We start from the raw sequence: 15,736 nt of genomic DNA on the forward strand, positions 1-15,736 counted from the left end.
AGCGCGACCGGGAAGACAACCTCTTCCCAGAAGAAATCGACCAATCCCCGGCCACGCCGCACAGGTTAAAGATCAAGTTAGGGCCATTGGACGGCATCGACGACGAGTTCTGCGGAGCACGAATTATCGTCGATCCGTTCGGCTTGAATGGTGAGCGATGACTTGCCCTGAGGTACGCGTAGTTCCTGTTTCTGGTGCCCGGAACCGGCAGTGCCGTTGCCGAGAGCTTCGCCATCGGCGAGAAGCTCCCACCGGACCTGCGCGCGGTCCGAACAGCCACTAACGGCGATGCTCAGATCTCTCTGGCGTGCCGGACCGGAAAGGGTGGCCTGTGCCTGGATCGTCTGGCCTGGCGAGTCCAGGAACCAGCGGTTGGTGCATGTAGTACGCGTTGCGAGATTGAGACCCGTGGTCGTGCATTCCTGCTGTGCCGCATTGCCGATGGAGAACCGGATCTCGGTGCGACTGTGAGCCGGAGGAATCTGGGAAAGAAGTAGGGCGGCGGTGACAGATGATGCTGCGAAGCCAAGTATCACTCCTGCCGTACCGAGCCTGCGGCGCGTTTTCTTGCGCAGGACATCTTTGGCGGTCGTACACTCGGATTCGTATGCTGCCATGATTTCTGGCTTGTCCAGGGAGAGCGCCAACGCGCGGACAAAGGGCCTCGCTACTTCCAGCGTCGCCTTCGTTCGGGCGGAGATGTTCGACGCTTGCACCGCCACGATGACAGTGACTAGCAGACCTATTATCGCGGCAATCCAGGACGCCCGTTCCAGCCAGTCCGCCCAGTCCGACATTGCTCTCCCTCTCCACCGCTCGGCAGTTGCAGGAAATACGAGCGAGCATAGATGACGTCTGGCGGTACACCGGTTCTCGCATTGCGCAGGGCACCCATTGCCCCATTTGCGTGTATCCCGGGGTCTCCCAGCTCCCACTCTTCGAACGAGGGCTGGGAGGCGTTGTTAGCCGCTACCTGAAGGGCGTCTCGTAAGCCCGTCATGGACGGCCGACGGGAATCATAGACGTCCCCCTTGGTCTCGGTCCTGAGTGGTACGGCCCGGCAGGGTTGGGTGAACAACCGCGACGACCACAACGGATATCCACGGGTTGCAGGGGATGATGGGGGAATGTGTGACGGCCCGCCGGTGTGGAGGCTGGTAGGCCGATCATGGTCCGCTGCCCGGGAGCGACGCTATGCCACCACGCGCACACACCATCGTAGACCCGCGTTTCCCGGCTGAGCTGGCCCGGCTGCGCCGTGAGCGGGGCGTGTCGCTGCGCCAACTGGCCGCTGCGGTGAACCATGGCAAGAGTGTTATCCATCAGCTGGAAACAGGGCGGACCCGGCCGGCCGTCGACATCGCCGCCCGCCTCGATGACGCGTTGGCTGCCGGTGGTGCGCTCGCCGCCATGGTCGTCGACGTTCCCGACGGTGGCCGGCGGGTCGCCTTCCTCGCCGTGCATCCGGGCCGTGTCGACCTGACGGGGGTACGCGCCTTGGGTGAGGTGCTCGCCGGATACCGGCGGCTGGAGGACTCCATCGGTTCCGCCGCCGTGCTTCCGCCCGTGCGTGTCCAACTCGACACGATCGTTTCGCTGCTGCGCGAGGTTGGTCACCAGGTTCGGCCAGCGGTGGTCGACATGGCCGCGCAGTGGGCGCAGTTCGCCGGTTGGCTCGGTATCGCCAACGGCGACGACCGGACGGCGCGTGTGTGGCTGGGCCGCAGTCTGCAATGGTCCACCGAGGCCGGCAACGCTGACCTTACGGCGACCGTGCTGTCCTTCCAGGGGCACCGGGCGGAGGGTCGCGGTGACCTGGCGGAGATGATCGGGCTGTCCCGGGCCGCTCGGGAGGACCCGCGCGCCAACCCGGCGTTGCGCGCGTACTCCGCCGGTCAGGAGGCACGTGGGCTGGCCATGGCCGGTGCGTCGCCGACCGAGGTGCGACAGATGCTGACGCAGGCCGTCGACCTGGCCACCGAGGCGGCAGAGACGCCGCTACCCGCGTGGGGGTACTGGTACACCCCGGCCTTCTATGCGGTACAGCAGGGCATCGTGTGGCGGTACCTGGGTGAACGGGAAGCGCGGGCCAACGACCGGGCCATCGAGCTGTTGACCGTCGGCACGGCCGGGGTGGACGAGACGGCCGAGAATGCCGACTGGCATGGCCGGCACCTCGTGCACCTTGCCATCGCCCACGGCCGGGCCGGGGACAGCGGTTCGGCGTTGCAGGTGCTGGAGCGGGCCCGGTCCATCGCGGTGTCGACGGCGTCACGACGCTTGGCCGAGCAGATCGACGCAGTTGTCCGCGACGTGGGCGTGTCCGTCAACCCGTAGCGGACACGCGCCTCTGACCTGGGCGGACACCGCCATCGCACGATGTTCGAGGGTGGCGGTGGTGTTCCCCCGTGCAGCGCCGTCACCCCCTTTCTCGACCTGGTGGAGGTGGTGGCGTGAGCAGGTGGCGCAGGTTCTGGTGGCGGCTGCGGCGGCGGCCGAGCCGCTGGTTGACAGCGGACAGTGGCGGGAGACCGTCGAGCAGGAGGCCGCCCGGCAACGCCTGCTCGACCAGGCCCGGCGCAACGGCCGGTGGCCGGCATGACCGAGGCGTGACCGACACGCCGGCACATCATCTGGTGTCTTGCTTTCGTGGGTGGCCCATATATGGTGTCACCTGTAGCTGGTTCGGCGCCCATCCGGGGCGGCCGAGGCAAGAGGGAACCCGGTGCGAATCCGGGACTGCCCCGCAGCGGTGAGTGGGAACGACAGCCGTCACACAGCACTGGGCTCCGGCCTGGGAAGCGACGGCCAGTAGGAGCGCGCGAGCACGCCCACGAGTCCGAAGACCTGCCAGCACGCCGTCCACATCCGTGGGCGGCGGCCGTAGGCCGCGCGGGACGGCCGACGCCAGGAACGGGCCGTGCCTGCTGCGCGGATCCCGTGGCGTCCTCTCGCGTGTCCGAGGCCCTCAGCAGACGGCGCGAGGAGAGAGACGTGACGGTCGTGCGGGAGATGCCGGGCTCCGACGCGGATGTGTCGCAGCGGCACCGGCAGGTCAGGCAGGTCCGCAGACGCGACGGCGCCACGGAGGTGGTGGACGTCGACACGATCGTCCGGGCGGTGACGCGGTGGGTGGGCGATCTCGACCAGGTCGACCCGCTGCGGGTGGCCACGAAGACCATCAGTGGGCTGTACGACGGTGCCACCGCCGCCGAGGTGGACAAGCTGTCCATCCAGACGGCAGCCGAGTTGATCGGTACGGAGCCGCAGTACTCGAAGCTGGCGGCCCGGCTGCTGGCCGCGTACGTGGACGCCGAGGTCCGTGGACAACGGGTGGACGGCTTCAGCCGGTCCATCCGGTACGCGTACGACCTGGGGCTGATCGGGGAGACGACGGCGACGTTCGTGGCCGGTCACGCCCGCGAGTTGGACGACGCCGTCGACCCGGATGGTGACCTGCGGTTCGAGTACTTCGGGCTGCGCACGGTCGCGGACCGGTACCTGCTGCGGCATCCGCAGACCCGGCTGGTGGTGGAGACGCCGCAGTACTGGCTGCTGCGGGTCGCGTGTGGGCTGTCGCAGACGCCCGGCGAGGCGATCGGGTTCTACCGGCTGATGTCCAGCCTGGCATACCTGCCGAGTTCGCCGACCCTGTTCAACTCGGGAACCCGGCACACCCAGATGTCGTCGTGTTTCCTGGTCGACTCGCCGCGCGACGAACTCGACTCGATCTACGAGCGGTACCACCAGGTGGCGAGGCTGTCGAAGTACTCCGGCGGCATCGGCATCGCCTGGTCGAGGGTCCGGGGTCGCGGTGCGCTGATCCGGGGGACGAACGGCCTGTCGAACGGCATCGTGCCGTTCCTCAAGACCCTCGACGCGGGGGTGGCGGCGGTCAACCAGGGCGGCCGTCGTAAGGGCGCGGCCTGCGTGTACCTGGAACCGTGGCATCCGGACGTCGAGGAGTTCCTGGAGCTGCGGGACAACACGGGGGAGGAGTCCCGGCGTACCCACAACCTGAACCTGGCCAACTGGATCCCGGACGAGTTCATGCGGCGGGTGGAGGCGGACGCGGACTGGTCGCTGATCGACCCTTCTGACGCACCCGAGCTGCCGGACCTGTTCGGTGCGGCGTTCGACGAGGCGTACCGGGCAGCGGAGTGCAAGGCCGTCCGGACGGTCCGGGCCCGCGACCTGTACGGGCGGATGATGCGTACGCTCGCGCAGACCGGCAACGGGTGGATGACGTTCAAGGACGCGGCGAACCGGCTGTCCAACCAGACCGGCGCGCCGGGCAACACGATCCACCTGTCGAACCTGTGCACCGAGATCCTCGAGGTCAACAGCGACACCGAGACGGCCGTGTGCAACCTGGGGTCGGTCAACCTGGCCGCGCACGTCACCGCCGACGGCGTCGACTGGGAGCGGCTGCGCGCCACGGTACGCACAGCGGTGGTGTTCCTGGACCGGGTGATCGACATCAACTACTACCCAACCGAGCAGGCGGCGGTGTCGAACCCGCGCTGGCGTCCGGTCGGGCTCGGCCTGATGGGTTTGCAGGACGCGTTCTTCACCCTGCGTATGCCGTTCGACTCGGTGCGGGCGCGGGAGCTGTCGACCCGGGTGCAGGAGGAGATCCTGCTGACCGCCCTGGAGACCTCGGCCGGGCTCGCCGAACGGTTCGGCCCGCATCCCGCGTACGCCGAAACCCGGGCCGCGAAGGGTGAGTTGCATCCGGACCTGTGGGGTGCGCAGGTGACGCAGACGTGGCGGTGGACCGTGTTGCGGGAGCGCGTCGCCCGCCACGGCCTGCGCAACTCGCTGCTGGTCGCGATCGCGCCGACCGCGACGATCGCGTCCATCGCCGGCTGCTACGAGTGCGTCGAGCCGCAGGTGTCCAACCTGTTCAAACGCGAGACGATGTCGGGGGAGTTCCTTCAGGTCAACACCTACCTGGTCCGGGAGCTGAAGGCACGCGGACTGTGGACGGCGGCGATCCGGGAGCAGGTCAAACGGGCCGACGGGTCGGTGCAGGGCATCGCCGAGCTGCCGGCCGACGTGCGGGAGCTGTTCCGGACGGCGTGGGAGCTGCCGCAGCGGGCGCTGATCGACCTGGCCGCCGCCCGTGCCCCCTTCGTCGACCAGTCGCAGTCGCTGAACCTGTTCCTGAGCGCGCCGACCATCGGCAAGCTCTCCTCGATGTACCTGTACGCCTGGAAGTCCGGGCTCAAGACCACCTACTACCTGCGCTCGCGTCCCGCGACCCGCATCCAGCAGGCCACTGTCGCGATCACCCCGACCGTCGCGGTCAGCGATGACGAGGCACTGGCCTGCTCCCTGGAGAACCCCGAGACCTGCGAGGCATGCCAGTGACCACCGTTTCCGAGACCAGCACCGACAAGCGGCAGATGCTGCTCGACCCCGGTATGGACCTGACCCTGCGGCCGATGCGCTACCCGCAGTTCTTCGACCGGTTCAAAGACGCGATCCGCAACACCTGGACCGTCGAGGAGGTCGACCTGCACTCCGACCTGGCCGACCTGGCCAAGCTCTCCCCGGCGGAGCAGCACCTGGTGTCCCGGCTCGTCGCGTTCTTCGCCACCGGCGACACCATCGTCGCCAACAACCTGGTGCTCAACCTCTACCAGCACGTCAACTCCCCGGAGGGGCGGCTCTACCTGTCGCGGCAACTGTTCGAGGAGGCGGTGCACGTCCAGTTCTACCTGAACCTCCTCGACACCTACGTGCCGGACGAGCGGGAACGGTTCGCGGCGTTCGCGGCGGTGGAGAACATCCCGTCGATCGCCCGCAAGGCCGAGTTCTGCTTCAGGTGGATCGACTCCATCTTCGAGCTACGGGAGCTGAGGACCCGGGAGGACCGGCGGGCGTTCCTGCTGAACCTGATCTGCTTCGCCGCCTGCATCGAAGGGCTGTTCTTCTACGGCGCCTTCGCCTACGTGTACTTCCTGCGCTCCCGGGGCCTGCTGCATGGGCTGGCCTCGGGCACCAACTGGGTGTTCCGGGACGAGTCGATGCACATGGCCTTCGCCTTCGACGTGGTCGACACCGTACGCGCCGAGGAGCCGGACCTGTTCGACGCCGACCTGGAGCGGCAGGTCCGCGACATGCTCGCCGAAGCCGTCGAGTGCGAGGTGCAGTTCGCCGCCGACCTGCTCGAACAGGGCGTCTCCGGGCTCCCGCTGGCGGACATGCGCGCGTACCTCCAACACGTCGCCGACCGCCGGTTGGCGCAGTTGGGCATCGAGCCGCTGTACGGGTCGACGAACCCGTTCGCCTTCATGGAGTTGCAGGACGTGCAGGAGTTGTCCAACTTCTTCGAACGGCGGGTGTCGGCCTACCAGGTGGGTGTCTCCGGCACGGTCGCCTTCGACGACGACTTCTGACGGGCCGCCTCCCGGCCCGGCGGGCGATCCTGATGATCCCCGCCGGGCCGACGGCCTGCTCAGGCCCGGCCGGAGATGAGGTACTGCATCCGGTGCTCGTGGTTCGGGGCGACACCGAAACGCCGGTCCAGTTCGAAGATCGACGTCAGCGGCGTGGCGGTGACCCCGGTCAGCCCCGCCCGTTCGAGCACGGCCACGGTCTGGTCGATGGAGGTCGCGGTGGCCAGCGGCAACGCCGCCCGGACCTGACTGTCGTAGTGGTCGGCGAAGTTCTCCGAGGCGTTGTCCAGGCCGTCGGGGAACCAGGTGGAGTCGACCACGGCCACCGTGCCGCCGGGGCGCAGCAGGCGGACCCAGTTCGCCACCGCGGTCTCCGGCTCCCGCAGCGTCCACATGAGATAGCGGCTGACCACGGCGTCGAAGCTGGCGGGTGGGAAGTCCGGGTGCACCGCGTCGCCGGGGCGGATGACCGGGCCGTGGGCGACGGTGGCGGCGTGTTGGCGGGCCCGTTCCAACATGCCCTCGGCCAGGTCGATGCCGGTGACCCGGTGGCCGAGACCGGCCAGCACCATGGCGACCTGCCCGGTGCCGGTGCCGACGTCGAGCACCTCCAGCGGTGCCGGAGGCAACGCCTGCGCCCAGACCTGCGCCCAGGCCCGCGTGTCCTCGGCCAGCCGGTCGGGACGCTGCTGGTACTCGTCGTAGCCGGGTGCCCGCTCGGTCCAGTACGAGTTGATCCGATCCTGGGTGTCGGCTCTCCGATTGCGCTCGCTCATGCGGCGCTCCTTTCGGGGACGGGCTGGTGCACCGGGTGGTACAGCAGGTGTATGGCGCCGTCGAGGTCGAGACGCTGGATGCCGATGCCGTAGACGGGTTCGAGGACGGCGGGGTCCAGGACCTCGTCGGTGGTGCCGGCGGCGGCGACCCCGCCCCGGCCGAGCAGCACCAGGTCGTCGCAGTAGCGGGCGGCGAGGTTCAGGTCGTGCAGCACGACGACGGCGCAGGTGCCGAGGTCGCGTACCAGGCGCAGGATCTCGTGCTGATAGCGGATGTCGAGGTGGTTGGTGGGCTCGTCGAGCAGCAGGTGGGTGGCCTGCTGCGCCAGCGCCCGGGCGATGAGCACCCGCTGCCGTTCGCCGCCGGAGAGACCGGCGAACGGGCGCGACCCCAGGTGGGCGGCACCGACGCGGGCCAGGCACTGCGCGGCGATCAGATGGTCGGCCGCACCGGTGCGCTGGAAGGTGTTCAGGTGTGGGCCCCGCCCCAGCAGCACCAGTTCCGCCACGGTGAGGGCGGTCTCGCCGCCGGACTCCTGCACGACCACCGCCAGGCGGCGCGCCGCCTGGCGGGACGGCAGTGCGGCCAGGTCGTCGCCGTCCACGACGACCCGCCCGGTGCCGCCGCGCAGCGCGCCGTAGAGCAGCCGCAGCAGCGTGGTCTTGCCGCTGCCGTTGGGGCCGATCAGTCCGAGGACGCGGCCGGGGCGCGCGGTCACACTGACCCCGTCGATGACCGGGTTGGCGCCGTAGCGCCAGGAAACCTGGGTCGCCTCGATCATGAGTCGGTCCCGAACCGCTGCACGATCCGCTCCAGGCCGTCGATCGACAACGGGGTCGGCGGCTCGGTGAAGTTGAACAGCTGGGTCATCACCGCCCCGTCGCGGACCGCGTTGAGCTTCTCGGCCCCCGGAAGACCGGTCAGGGCCTGCTCGACCGCCGCGGGATCGCCGTCGCTGTGGAGCAGGATCAGCACGTCCGGGTTACGGCCGAGCAGTTCCTCGACGGTGACCTCGAAGACGCGTTCCGAGGTGTCGCCGAAGACGTTGCGGAAACCGGCCGCCGCCAGCTGCGGGTGGGCCATGCTGGTGGAGCCGTACGCGTACGTGGTGCCGCCGCCGACCGTCGGGTAGAGCACCGCCGCGGTACGGCCGGACGCCGTACCCGCCGCTGCCTGGATCGTGGTCATCCGGTCCCGCAGCGCGTCGACGGCCGTGGCCGCCTCGGCCTCGCGGCCGAACACCCGACCGTAGGTCTCCAGCTGCCGGTAGATGTCGTCGAAGCTGGGGGTGCCGGTGCTGTTCGGGCACATGGCGGGCTCTTCGAGCAGCGGGATGCCCACCGCCGAGAGGGAGTCGCGGGAGAGGCTGTCCACCTCGCCGAGCACCAGGTCGGGCTCCTGGCTGATCACCACCTCCTTGGAGATCTGGAGGTGGCCACTGGTGTCGATCTTGTCGGTCAGCAGTGGGATCCGGTCCAGCGCGGCGAGGGTCTCGGCGTCGTAGTACTCCTTCGGGTACTGCCCGGCGCGGGCGGTGACCCGGTCCAACACGCCGAGCGCGTGCAGGTAGGGCACGGCCGCGCTCTTGAGCAGGACGACCCGTTCCGGCGCGGAGCGGAAGGTCACCTCCGCGCCGCAGTTGGTGACGGTGACCGGATATCCCGGGCCGGTCGCGGTCGGCTCCTCGGCGGCACCACCACAGGCGGCGACCAGCAGCGCCAGGGCGGACACGGTCGCGGTGACGGCGAGTCGGGTTGCCTTCATCGATGCTCCTCGGCTCATGGCGTTCAGCTGCCGGTGGCGTGCAGACGACGGATCAGGATCAGCAGGAACGGGGCCCCGAGCAGGGCGGTGATGATGCCGATCGGGATCTCCTGGGGGGCCAGCAGCACCCGGGCGAGCACGTCGGCCCAGACCAGCAGGATGGCGCCGAGCAACGCGGCCACCGGCACCACGCGGACGTGTGGGGCGCCGACGATCCGGCGGGCCAGGTGCGGTACGACGAGACCGACGAAGCCGATGCTGCCGGCGGCGGAGACCAGCACGCCGACGCTGAGCGAGACCAGCACGAGCAGCCGGAGCCGGAACCGGTCGGGTGAGACACCGAGGGTCTGTGCCGTCTCGTCACCGATGGCCAGCACGTCGAGCCGTCGCCCGACGACGGTCAGGTAGCCGATCATGCCGCACAGCACGACCGCGGCGATCAGCAGCAGGACGTTCCACCGGGCCAGCCCGAGGGAGCCGAGGAGCCAGAACATCACCGAACGGGCCCCCTCGGCGGACCCCGAGGCGAAGATCAGGAAGCTGGTGGTGGCGTAGAGGGCGTATCCGACGGCGACGCCGGAGAGCAGCAGCCGGATCGAGGTCACCCGTCCACCACTGCGGGCGATCAGGAACACCAGCAGCGACGCGCCGAGCGCGCCGAGGAAGGCGCTGCTGGACAGGGCGTACTGGCCGAAGCCGGCGCCCGCGCCGAACAGGATGGCGGCGGCGGCCCCGCTGGAGGCCCCGGAGTTGATACCCAGCAGGTACGGGTCGGCCAGCACGTTGCGGACCATGGCCTGCAACGCCACCCCGCACGCGGCCAGCCCGGCGCCGACGAGCACGCCGAGCAGCACCCGGGGCAGGCGTACCTGCCAGACGATGGCCTCCTGCGGCGGTGTCCAGGTCACCTCGGCGGGCAGGCCGACCAGATGGTGCCCAATGATCTTGGCTACCGTGGTGGGCGGGATGCCGATCGAGCCGGAGCCGACGGCGACCACCACGGTGAGGACCAGCGCGACGGTCAGGGTGACCAGCCAGCTGCCGGTGCGGCGGCGCTGTGCCGCCACGCCGAGCAGATCCGGCCGGCCCGTGGGCAGGGCGGTGGAAGTCGCCGCACCCATTTGCACTCCCCTAGCTCTTGCAAAACTATGGCAAGAAGCTAGCAGCAAGATCAGGGCAGCGGAAAGCGGATGAGGCGTTCTTCACGGCGACGCCGGTCAAGCGGCATCAGTACCCCTGCGCGCTAGCGACCCCAGTCGTGGGCGACGGCGAGTGGATCTCCGACCCGGAACTCGGGTGGATCGTGCATGAGGAAGTCGCGGTGGCTGATGTTCCACGCGTAGGCGCCGGCCATCGCGAACACCAGCACGTCGCCGACCGCGATGGTCGGGCCGTCGCTGGTGTACGCGAGGACGTCCTTCGGTGTGCAGAGCTGACCGACGACGGTGACCGGGCCGCCGTCGGTACGCGGCCCGGCACCACCTTGAGGCACCACCACGTACGGCTGCGAGTGCCCCTTCGCCGCCGGGGTGCGCAGCTGGTGGGTGCCACCGGCGACGACGACGAACCACCGCCCCTGGGACCGCTTCACGTCGATCACCTCGGTGAGGTACGACCCGCAGTACACCGCCACCGCGCGGCCGGGCTCGATCCGGAGCCGGACCGTCGGGTGGGCGTCGGTCACCTCGCGGAGCAGCCGACCATAGCCCGCCCAGTCGAAGCGGTGCTCCGGACGGCGGTAGTCGACGGCCATGCCACCGCCGACGTTGACCTCCTCGGCCCCGACCTGCCGTACCGCCCAGTCGGTCACCTCGCGCGCCACCGAGGCGGCGGTCACCGCGTCGAGCCCGCTGGCCAGGTGGGCGTGCACGCCCCGGACCCGGACGCCTTCCGGCGGATCGGCGGCGAGCCGGACCGCCTCCTGCGGGTCCATCCCGAACGGGCTCGGCTGCCCGCCCATCACCAGCACCGCTCCCGGCGTCGCGACCGGCAGGTTCACCCGTAACAGCACGTCGACGGTACGCCCGGCGGCCCGCGCCAGGGCGGCCAGCCGGTGCAGTTCGGCGGCGGACTCGACGTGGATCCGGGCCACGTCGGCGGCCAACGCCGCCGCCAGATCCGCGTCGGTCTTGCCCGGCCCGGCGAAGGCGGCCACCCGACGATCGGGCAGCACGGACGCCAGGTGCCGCAGTTCGCCTCGGCTGGCGGCCTCGAACCCGTCGACGGTGGGCGCGAGGGTACGCAGCAGCTCCGGGTCGGGATTGGCCTTGACCGCGTAGAGCAGCTCGACCCGTTCCGGCAGGGCCGCCCGGACGGCGGCGGCGTGGGTGGCCAGGGCGGCGAGGTCGTAGACGTAGGTCGGTCCGGTCACCGGGCACCCCCCAGCGGGTTGGGCACCGCGACGTAGGGTGCCTGCTGGTCGGCCGCCCGGTGCCAGCGGACCAGCAGGTTCGCCTTGGCGGCGAGCGGGGTGCCGTCGAGCAGCGGGGTCAGCTCGGCCGGCTCGCCCAGGTCCGCGTACGTCGCCTCGACGGCTCGCCGTACCGCCCGCCACAGCCGGGACTCGATGCCGGGATGACCGTCGGCGAGCGCACCGGCGAGACCGGCGAGATGGTTGACGAACAGGCAGTAGACGACGCGTTGGGCCGCCTGCGCGGGAGTGTAGGCGGCCTGCCGGGGAACCCGGTCGGGCCAGGCCGCCAACCGGGCGGGATCCAGCTTCAGGCCCTCCAGGTCACGCAGTACCAGACGCACCGGACGGCCGTCGGGGTCCAGGACGACCAGCACGTTCTGCGGGTGCGCCTCGTGTACCACGCCGTGACCGAGCCACAGCCGCAGGACGGTGGGGACGAGCAGGTCGAGGTAGGCGTGCCACCAGTCGAGCGGGTCCGGCACGGTCAACGGCGCGGCGGCAAGCGCGGCGGCCATCACCACCCGTTCACCCGGCCGCAGGTGTTCGCGGATGCCGGTGCGCAGGATCGTGCCGTACGCCTCGTCCGCGCCCGGCAGATCGACGGTGCGGTAGCCGGGCTCGCGGAGCAGCCCGACCCGGGCGGGAAGCGGCACGGTGGACAGGAAGCGGGTCAGCGCCACCGCGCCGGTCAGCTCGTAACGGGCGTTCTTGCGCAGGCAGTTGGTGATGCGTACGTGCAGGCTGGTCTTGAGGAACAGGTCCACCGACGGGGCGTAGAGCGTCCGGACGCTGGCGGTGGGCCGGATCGGCACCCCGGCCGGACCCAGCCGGCGCAGCCTCGGGTCGGTCGGCGGCATCAGCGACAACTGCCACGGGTGCACCGGCAGCAGCTGGTGCCCGGATGGCGCGTCCGGCGGATCGAGCCGCGCGATCAACGCGTCGAAGGGGCCGTCGTCGGCCACCAGCTCGTCGGGCACGGCGAGCCAGCAGAGCCGGAAGGAGCTGCGCAGCTCCGGGGCGTAGCGATGCCAACTCGCCGGATCGCCACTGCGCCACTTCGGACTGGGGTGGTGTGGGTGCCCGTGCACCAGGGACTGTTCGGAGTCGACGTAGCCGTCCACCACCGGGTCGCCGGTCGGGGTGGGGTCGTCGGTCGGGCGTCGCCGCAGCAGGGTGGCCAGCGCGTCCCGGCTGCCGAGCACCTGCTCGACGAACTCGTCGTTGGCCTGCCCGGTGCGGGCGGTCAACTCGGCGGCGAGCAGCCGGGCCAGCTGCGCACCGTCGACAGGTGTGTCGCTGCCCGACGGGGGCGGGGGACCCGGACGAAGCGAGCTGTCCTCTGTCGGTCGGCAGCGGACCGGTCCGGCGTAGCGGTGCGCCAGCACCGGGGAGACCCGGGCGAGTCGGCAGGCCAGCGTCAACCCGAGGTGCGGCAACCGGATCCGCAGGACCGTGCCGGCGATCTCGGCGACGCCGTCGGGCGCGGCCACCTCCCGCAGGTAGCAGGAGAGCAGGGCGTGCGCGGCGGCCAGGTCGGCGACCCGTTCCGCGGGCCGGGTGGCCGGTTCGGCCGTACGCGGGCTCACGCGGCGCTCCGCAGGTAGTTGGGTCCGGTGCGGCGGTAGTACTTGTTCACGTCGGTGCAGCCGAGCCGGTGCTTGGGCAGCAGCGTGCCGGCGGTGAGCATCGCCTTGACCGGCAGCCGGTCGGCGGTCAGCACGCGGTCGACGAGATCCCGTGCGGCCGGTGTGTCGCCCCACCGGTCGCGGGCGTCGCGTAGCCGGGAGGCGAGCGCCTCGGCGGGTGAGGGCACGGCGACACCCTGCTCCGCCAGGGCGAGCAGGGGTGCCGCCGCCGCCAGGTGAAGGGTGATCGTGACGAACATGTCGGCCAGCTCCCCGGGGTGGCGGATCCACATCCGCTGGTCGCGCAGCCGGAGCGTGTCCGCGTGCCGACGGTCGAGCCGGGCACCGTCGTTGTCCTTGTACAGCAGCCGGACCGGGCCGTCGACCGGCAGTACCAGGTGGATGTTCTGCGGGTGTGCTTCCAACGCCACTCCGTACCGTAACCACAGGCACACGTGCCAGTCGAGCAGGAGGTCCAGGTAGGACTCCAGCAGCGGGGTCGGGTTCGTGCCGCCGATCCGTTGGGCGACCGTGCCGGTGGTGGGATCCGGCGCGGCGAGCGCGGCCACCGGCACCACGGTGGCCCGGTCCAGCCCGGTGGGCAGTCGGCGCAGCAGGAAGGAGCGCAGCTCGTCGTCGCAGTGACCGAAGGTGCTCTCGTCGGCGTGGATGATCCGGTCGGCGAAGCGGGGCTGTTCCGCGGCGATACCGCCGAGCAGCCCGGCCACGGCCGCGCCGTCGCACAGCGAGTCGGGCGCGAGGGTGCGGCGGTTGCGGGCCCCCAGGCTCGCGGTGGCCAGCGGCAGCTTCAGGTGGGTCGTCGGATCGCTGTCCAGGGCGACGGTCCGCATCGACAGGGTGGGCCGCACGAGGCTGCCCGGTCGGTCCAGCACCGGCAGGTCCAGCCGGTCGGCGGTGAGCGGATGCACCGGCAGCAGCACCTCCCCGGCCCGGCGTGGCGGCGGCCACCAGGCGGGCAGCCGCCCGGTCAGCCGCAGCGTCCGAGCCGGTACGGGCAGCCAGCGCAGGGCGAACCTGGTGGCGTGTTCCGGCGCGTACCGGAGCAGGTCGGCGTCGTCCAGGCCGTGCCGGCACCGGTCGGTGGGGTAGACGGCGTGGCCGACGTGGGCGGCCAGCACGTCGTCGAGCAGCGCGCCGGCGAAGCCGGTCGGCGTGCCGACCCGGGCGGCGGCGACCCGCGCGTAGACGCCGGACCGGGTGGTCGTGGCCAGCCGCCGGGCGAGCAGATCCTGCCGGCACTCGTCGGTGAAGGCGCGCCAGCCCTGCTCGGCGTCGGCGTCGCCGTGCGGCGCGAGCAGCTCCAACAGCTGCGCCAGCGTGCCGACCCGGCGGGCCGCCGCCGGTGCGGGCGGATGCACGTACAGCTCGGCGCGGGCGAGCCGTACGGCGTGCTGGAAGCCGTCCGGACGCACCGGGAGGCGTAACCGGCCGCCCCGGTGCGGGGCCTGCCACCAGCCGGGACCGTCGGGGCCGCCGCCGCTGCCCAGGCCCAGGTGGTCCTCGCGCAGCAACGCGTCCACCACCCGGCGGAACAGCTCCTGCTCGACCGGGTCGCTCACGCGGCGATCACCCAGTCGAGTTCCGCGCGGAACTCGACCAGCGCGCGGCCGACGGCGACCGGGTCCGGTCCGATGGCGTGCAGGACGGCCAGGTAGTCGCGGTTGGTGCCGGTCCGCTCGGCGGTGGTCCCGACCGTCCGCAACGGACGGCAGCCGAGCCGCACCCCGTCGCGTACGGTGTCGACGGGCCCGGGAGCGGCGACGAGCGTGCCGCCCCGGTCGGCGCAGACGTACTCGACCCGGGCGGTCTGTCCGATCGTCGCCGGGTCGGGCAGGTGGAGGTCGGCCACCGGCTCACCGAGGTGCAGCCGGATGACGTACTCGAACAGCGGCACCCCGAGCAGCTCGGCGAGGATGAGGTCCATCCGGTCACCGATCAGCCGGTCGTTGACCTCGATGAGGCGGGGCCGGTCCCGGTGTACGACGAACTCGGTGTGACAGGCGCCGAAGCGTACGCCCAGCGCGTCCAGTTGGGCCCGGAGCGCGTCGGCCGTCGCCGGTGGTGTCGGTGCCCACTCCAGACACAGCTCGGTGAAGGTGGGCGGCGGCCCGAGGGTGGTACGCCAGCCGCCGAGCACGGTCATCGTCTCGGCGTCGCCGAGGGTGTCGTGGGTGCGGACGTCCCCGGGCAGGTACTCCTCCACCACCAGTGACGCGTCCGGTCGGCGACCGCGGATCTCGGTCACCCGCCGGGCCAGGTCCGCCTCGTCGGCCACCAGGTAGGCGTCCTCGCTGGCGACCCCGTCCCGGGGCTTGACCACGGCGGGGAAGACGTCGAACGCCGCTGGCCGGTCCGGGGCGAGCAGCCGAGCGCGTACCGCGTCGAGACCGGCGTCGGCGACGGCCCGGCGGGTGGCGGCCTTGTCCTTGCAGCGCCGTGCCGCCTCGGGGTCCTTACCGGGCAGACCGAGGTGGCGGGCGGCGAGCGCGGTCGCGGCCTGGAGGTGGTCGCTGTTGGACAACAGACCCGCCGGTGCGGGCCCGTCCCGCACCGCCTCGGCGACAGCGTGTGGATCCCGCACCGCGCAGCCCCGCACCGGCGCCGTCTCGGGCCAGTCGTCGGGGCGGTCGGTCAGCACGGTCACCGGCAGGCCGAGGGCAGCGGCGGCGGGCAGCAGGCCGTCCCGCACGGAGTCGGTCGGGTTGAGGGCGGTCAGGTACAGCATCACGAGG

The 15,736-nt window shown here is 71.1% G+C and carries 13 protein-coding genes and 1 riboswitch; of the genes, 4 read left to right on the forward strand and 9 right to left on the reverse strand.

Translation table 11 applies throughout. From position 1 onward, the window contains the following. Positions 1–77: 77 nt before the first annotated feature. A complete protein-coding gene (locus ACLQ2S_RS08140) occupies positions 78–797 on the reverse strand; it encodes a hypothetical protein (RefSeq protein ID WP_155216692.1) in 720 nt (239 codons plus the stop codon). Positions 798–1,194: 397 nt separating this feature from the next. Here ACLQ2S_RS08140 and ACLQ2S_RS08145 point away from each other — a divergent pair, with 397 nt between their 5' ends. The 4 genes from ACLQ2S_RS08145 to ACLQ2S_RS08160 all read left to right on the forward strand — a co-directional run bounded on the left by ACLQ2S_RS08145 (position 1,195) and on the right by ACLQ2S_RS08160 (position 6,404). Further along, a complete protein-coding gene (locus tag ACLQ2S_RS08145) occupies positions 1,195–2,337 on the forward strand; it encodes a helix-turn-helix domain-containing protein (protein WP_425701440.1) in 1,143 nt (380 codons plus the stop codon). A gap of 124 nt (positions 2,338–2,461) precedes the next feature. Further along, the gene (locus ACLQ2S_RS08150; protein ID WP_155216688.1) at positions 2,462–2,602 is read left to right on the forward strand and encodes a hypothetical protein; all 141 of its coding nucleotides are present in this window, start codon (positions 2,462–2,464) and stop codon (positions 2,600–2,602) included. Positions 2,603–2,664: 62 nt separating this feature from the next. After that, positions 2,665–2,869, forward strand: a riboswitch (cobalamin riboswitch). 143 nt (positions 2,870–3,012) lie between these two features. Then, on the forward strand, positions 3,013–5,373 hold the full coding sequence (locus ACLQ2S_RS08155; protein ID WP_155217003.1) for a ribonucleoside-diphosphate reductase subunit alpha: 2,361 nt from the start codon (positions 3,013–3,015) through the stop codon (positions 5,371–5,373). After that, positions 5,364–6,404, forward strand: coding sequence for a ribonucleotide-diphosphate reductase subunit beta (locus tag ACLQ2S_RS08160; protein WP_155216686.1), 1,041 nt, complete (start codon positions 5,364–5,366; stop codon positions 6,402–6,404). Before ACLQ2S_RS08155 ends, ACLQ2S_RS08160 begins: the two co-directional genes overlap by 10 nt. 59 nt (positions 6,405–6,463) lie before the next feature. On the opposite strand, the gene ACLQ2S_RS08165 is transcribed toward ACLQ2S_RS08160, so the two are convergent. The 8 genes from ACLQ2S_RS08165 to ACLQ2S_RS08200 all read right to left on the reverse strand — a co-directional run bounded on the left by ACLQ2S_RS08165 (position 6,464) and on the right by ACLQ2S_RS08200 (position 15,729). Then, positions 6,464–7,180 carry a class I SAM-dependent methyltransferase gene (locus ACLQ2S_RS08165; protein ID WP_155216684.1) on the reverse strand — a complete coding sequence of 239 codons (717 nt, stop codon included), beginning with the start codon at positions 7,178–7,180 and terminating at the stop codon, positions 6,464–6,466. Next, positions 7,177–7,962 carry an ABC transporter ATP-binding protein gene (locus ACLQ2S_RS08170; RefSeq protein ID WP_155216682.1) on the reverse strand — a complete coding sequence of 262 codons (786 nt, stop codon included), beginning with the start codon at positions 7,960–7,962 and terminating at the stop codon, positions 7,177–7,179. The genes ACLQ2S_RS08165 and ACLQ2S_RS08170 overlap by 4 nt, the downstream gene beginning before the upstream one ends. Beyond that, entirely contained in the window at positions 7,959–8,945 is a 987-nt protein-coding gene (locus tag ACLQ2S_RS08175) for an ABC transporter substrate-binding protein (RefSeq protein ID WP_155216679.1), read from the reverse strand. Before ACLQ2S_RS08175 ends, ACLQ2S_RS08170 begins: the two co-directional genes overlap by 4 nt. A 23-nt stretch (positions 8,946–8,968) precedes the next feature. Continuing rightward, on the reverse strand, positions 8,969–10,066 hold the full coding sequence (locus tag ACLQ2S_RS08180; protein ID WP_155216677.1) for a FecCD family ABC transporter permease: 1,098 nt from the start codon (positions 10,064–10,066) through the stop codon (positions 8,969–8,971). Between the two features lie 122 nt (positions 10,067–10,188). After that, complete coding sequence (locus tag ACLQ2S_RS08185; RefSeq protein WP_309223033.1) at positions 10,189–11,316, reverse strand: alanine racemase; 1,128 nt, start codon at positions 11,314–11,316, stop codon at positions 10,189–10,191. Beyond that, positions 11,313–12,944: an IucA/IucC family protein gene (locus ACLQ2S_RS08190; protein WP_425701441.1), complete on the reverse strand. Its 1,632-nt coding sequence runs from the start codon at positions 12,942–12,944 to the stop codon at positions 11,313–11,315. The genes ACLQ2S_RS08185 and ACLQ2S_RS08190 overlap by 4 nt, the downstream gene beginning before the upstream one ends. Next, on the reverse strand, positions 12,941–14,563 hold the full coding sequence (locus ACLQ2S_RS08195; protein ID WP_425701442.1) for an IucA/IucC family protein: 1,623 nt from the start codon (positions 14,561–14,563) through the stop codon (positions 12,941–12,943). Before ACLQ2S_RS08195 ends, ACLQ2S_RS08190 begins: the two co-directional genes overlap by 4 nt. Continuing rightward, positions 14,560–15,729: an ATP-grasp domain-containing protein gene (locus tag ACLQ2S_RS08200; protein WP_155216995.1), complete on the reverse strand. Its 1,170-nt coding sequence runs from the start codon at positions 15,727–15,729 to the stop codon at positions 14,560–14,562. The genes ACLQ2S_RS08195 and ACLQ2S_RS08200 overlap by 4 nt, the downstream gene beginning before the upstream one ends. Between the last annotated feature and the right edge of the window lie 7 nt (positions 15,730–15,736).

It is taken from the genome of Micromonospora sp. DT48 (assembly GCF_049844495.1).
In the GTDB taxonomy this organism is placed as follows: domain Bacteria; phylum Actinomycetota; class Actinomycetes; order Mycobacteriales; family Micromonosporaceae; genus Micromonospora.

Coding starts and splice junctions, on each gene's coding strand:
- ACLQ2S_RS08170 (WP_155216682.1), bottom strand. CDS start 7,962: ATGATCGAGGCGACCCAGGTTTCCTGGCGCTACGGCGCCAACCCGGTC.
- ACLQ2S_RS08175 (WP_155216679.1), bottom strand. CDS start 8,945: ATGAAGGCAACCCGACTCGCCGTCACCGCGACCGTGTCCGCCCTGGCG.
- ACLQ2S_RS08155 (WP_155217003.1), top strand. CDS start 3,013: ATGCCGGGCTCCGACGCGGATGTGTCGCAGCGGCACCGGCAGGTCAGG.
- ACLQ2S_RS08180 (WP_155216677.1), bottom strand. CDS start 10,066: ATGGGTGCGGCGACTTCCACCGCCCTGCCCACGGGCCGGCCGGATCTG.
- ACLQ2S_RS08200 (WP_155216995.1), bottom strand. CDS start 15,729: ATGCTGTACCTGACCGCCCTCAACCCGACCGACTCCGTGCGGGACGGC.
- ACLQ2S_RS08160 (WP_155216686.1), top strand. CDS start 5,364: ATGCCAGTGACCACCGTTTCCGAGACCAGCACCGACAAGCGGCAGATG.
- ACLQ2S_RS08140 (WP_155216692.1), bottom strand. CDS start 797: ATGTCGGACTGGGCGGACTGGCTGGAACGGGCGTCCTGGATTGCCGCG.
- ACLQ2S_RS08165 (WP_155216684.1), bottom strand. CDS start 7,180: ATGAGCGAGCGCAATCGGAGAGCCGACACCCAGGATCGGATCAACTCG.
- ACLQ2S_RS08145 (WP_425701440.1), top strand. CDS start 1,195: ATGCCACCACGCGCACACACCATCGTAGACCCGCGTTTCCCGGCTGAG.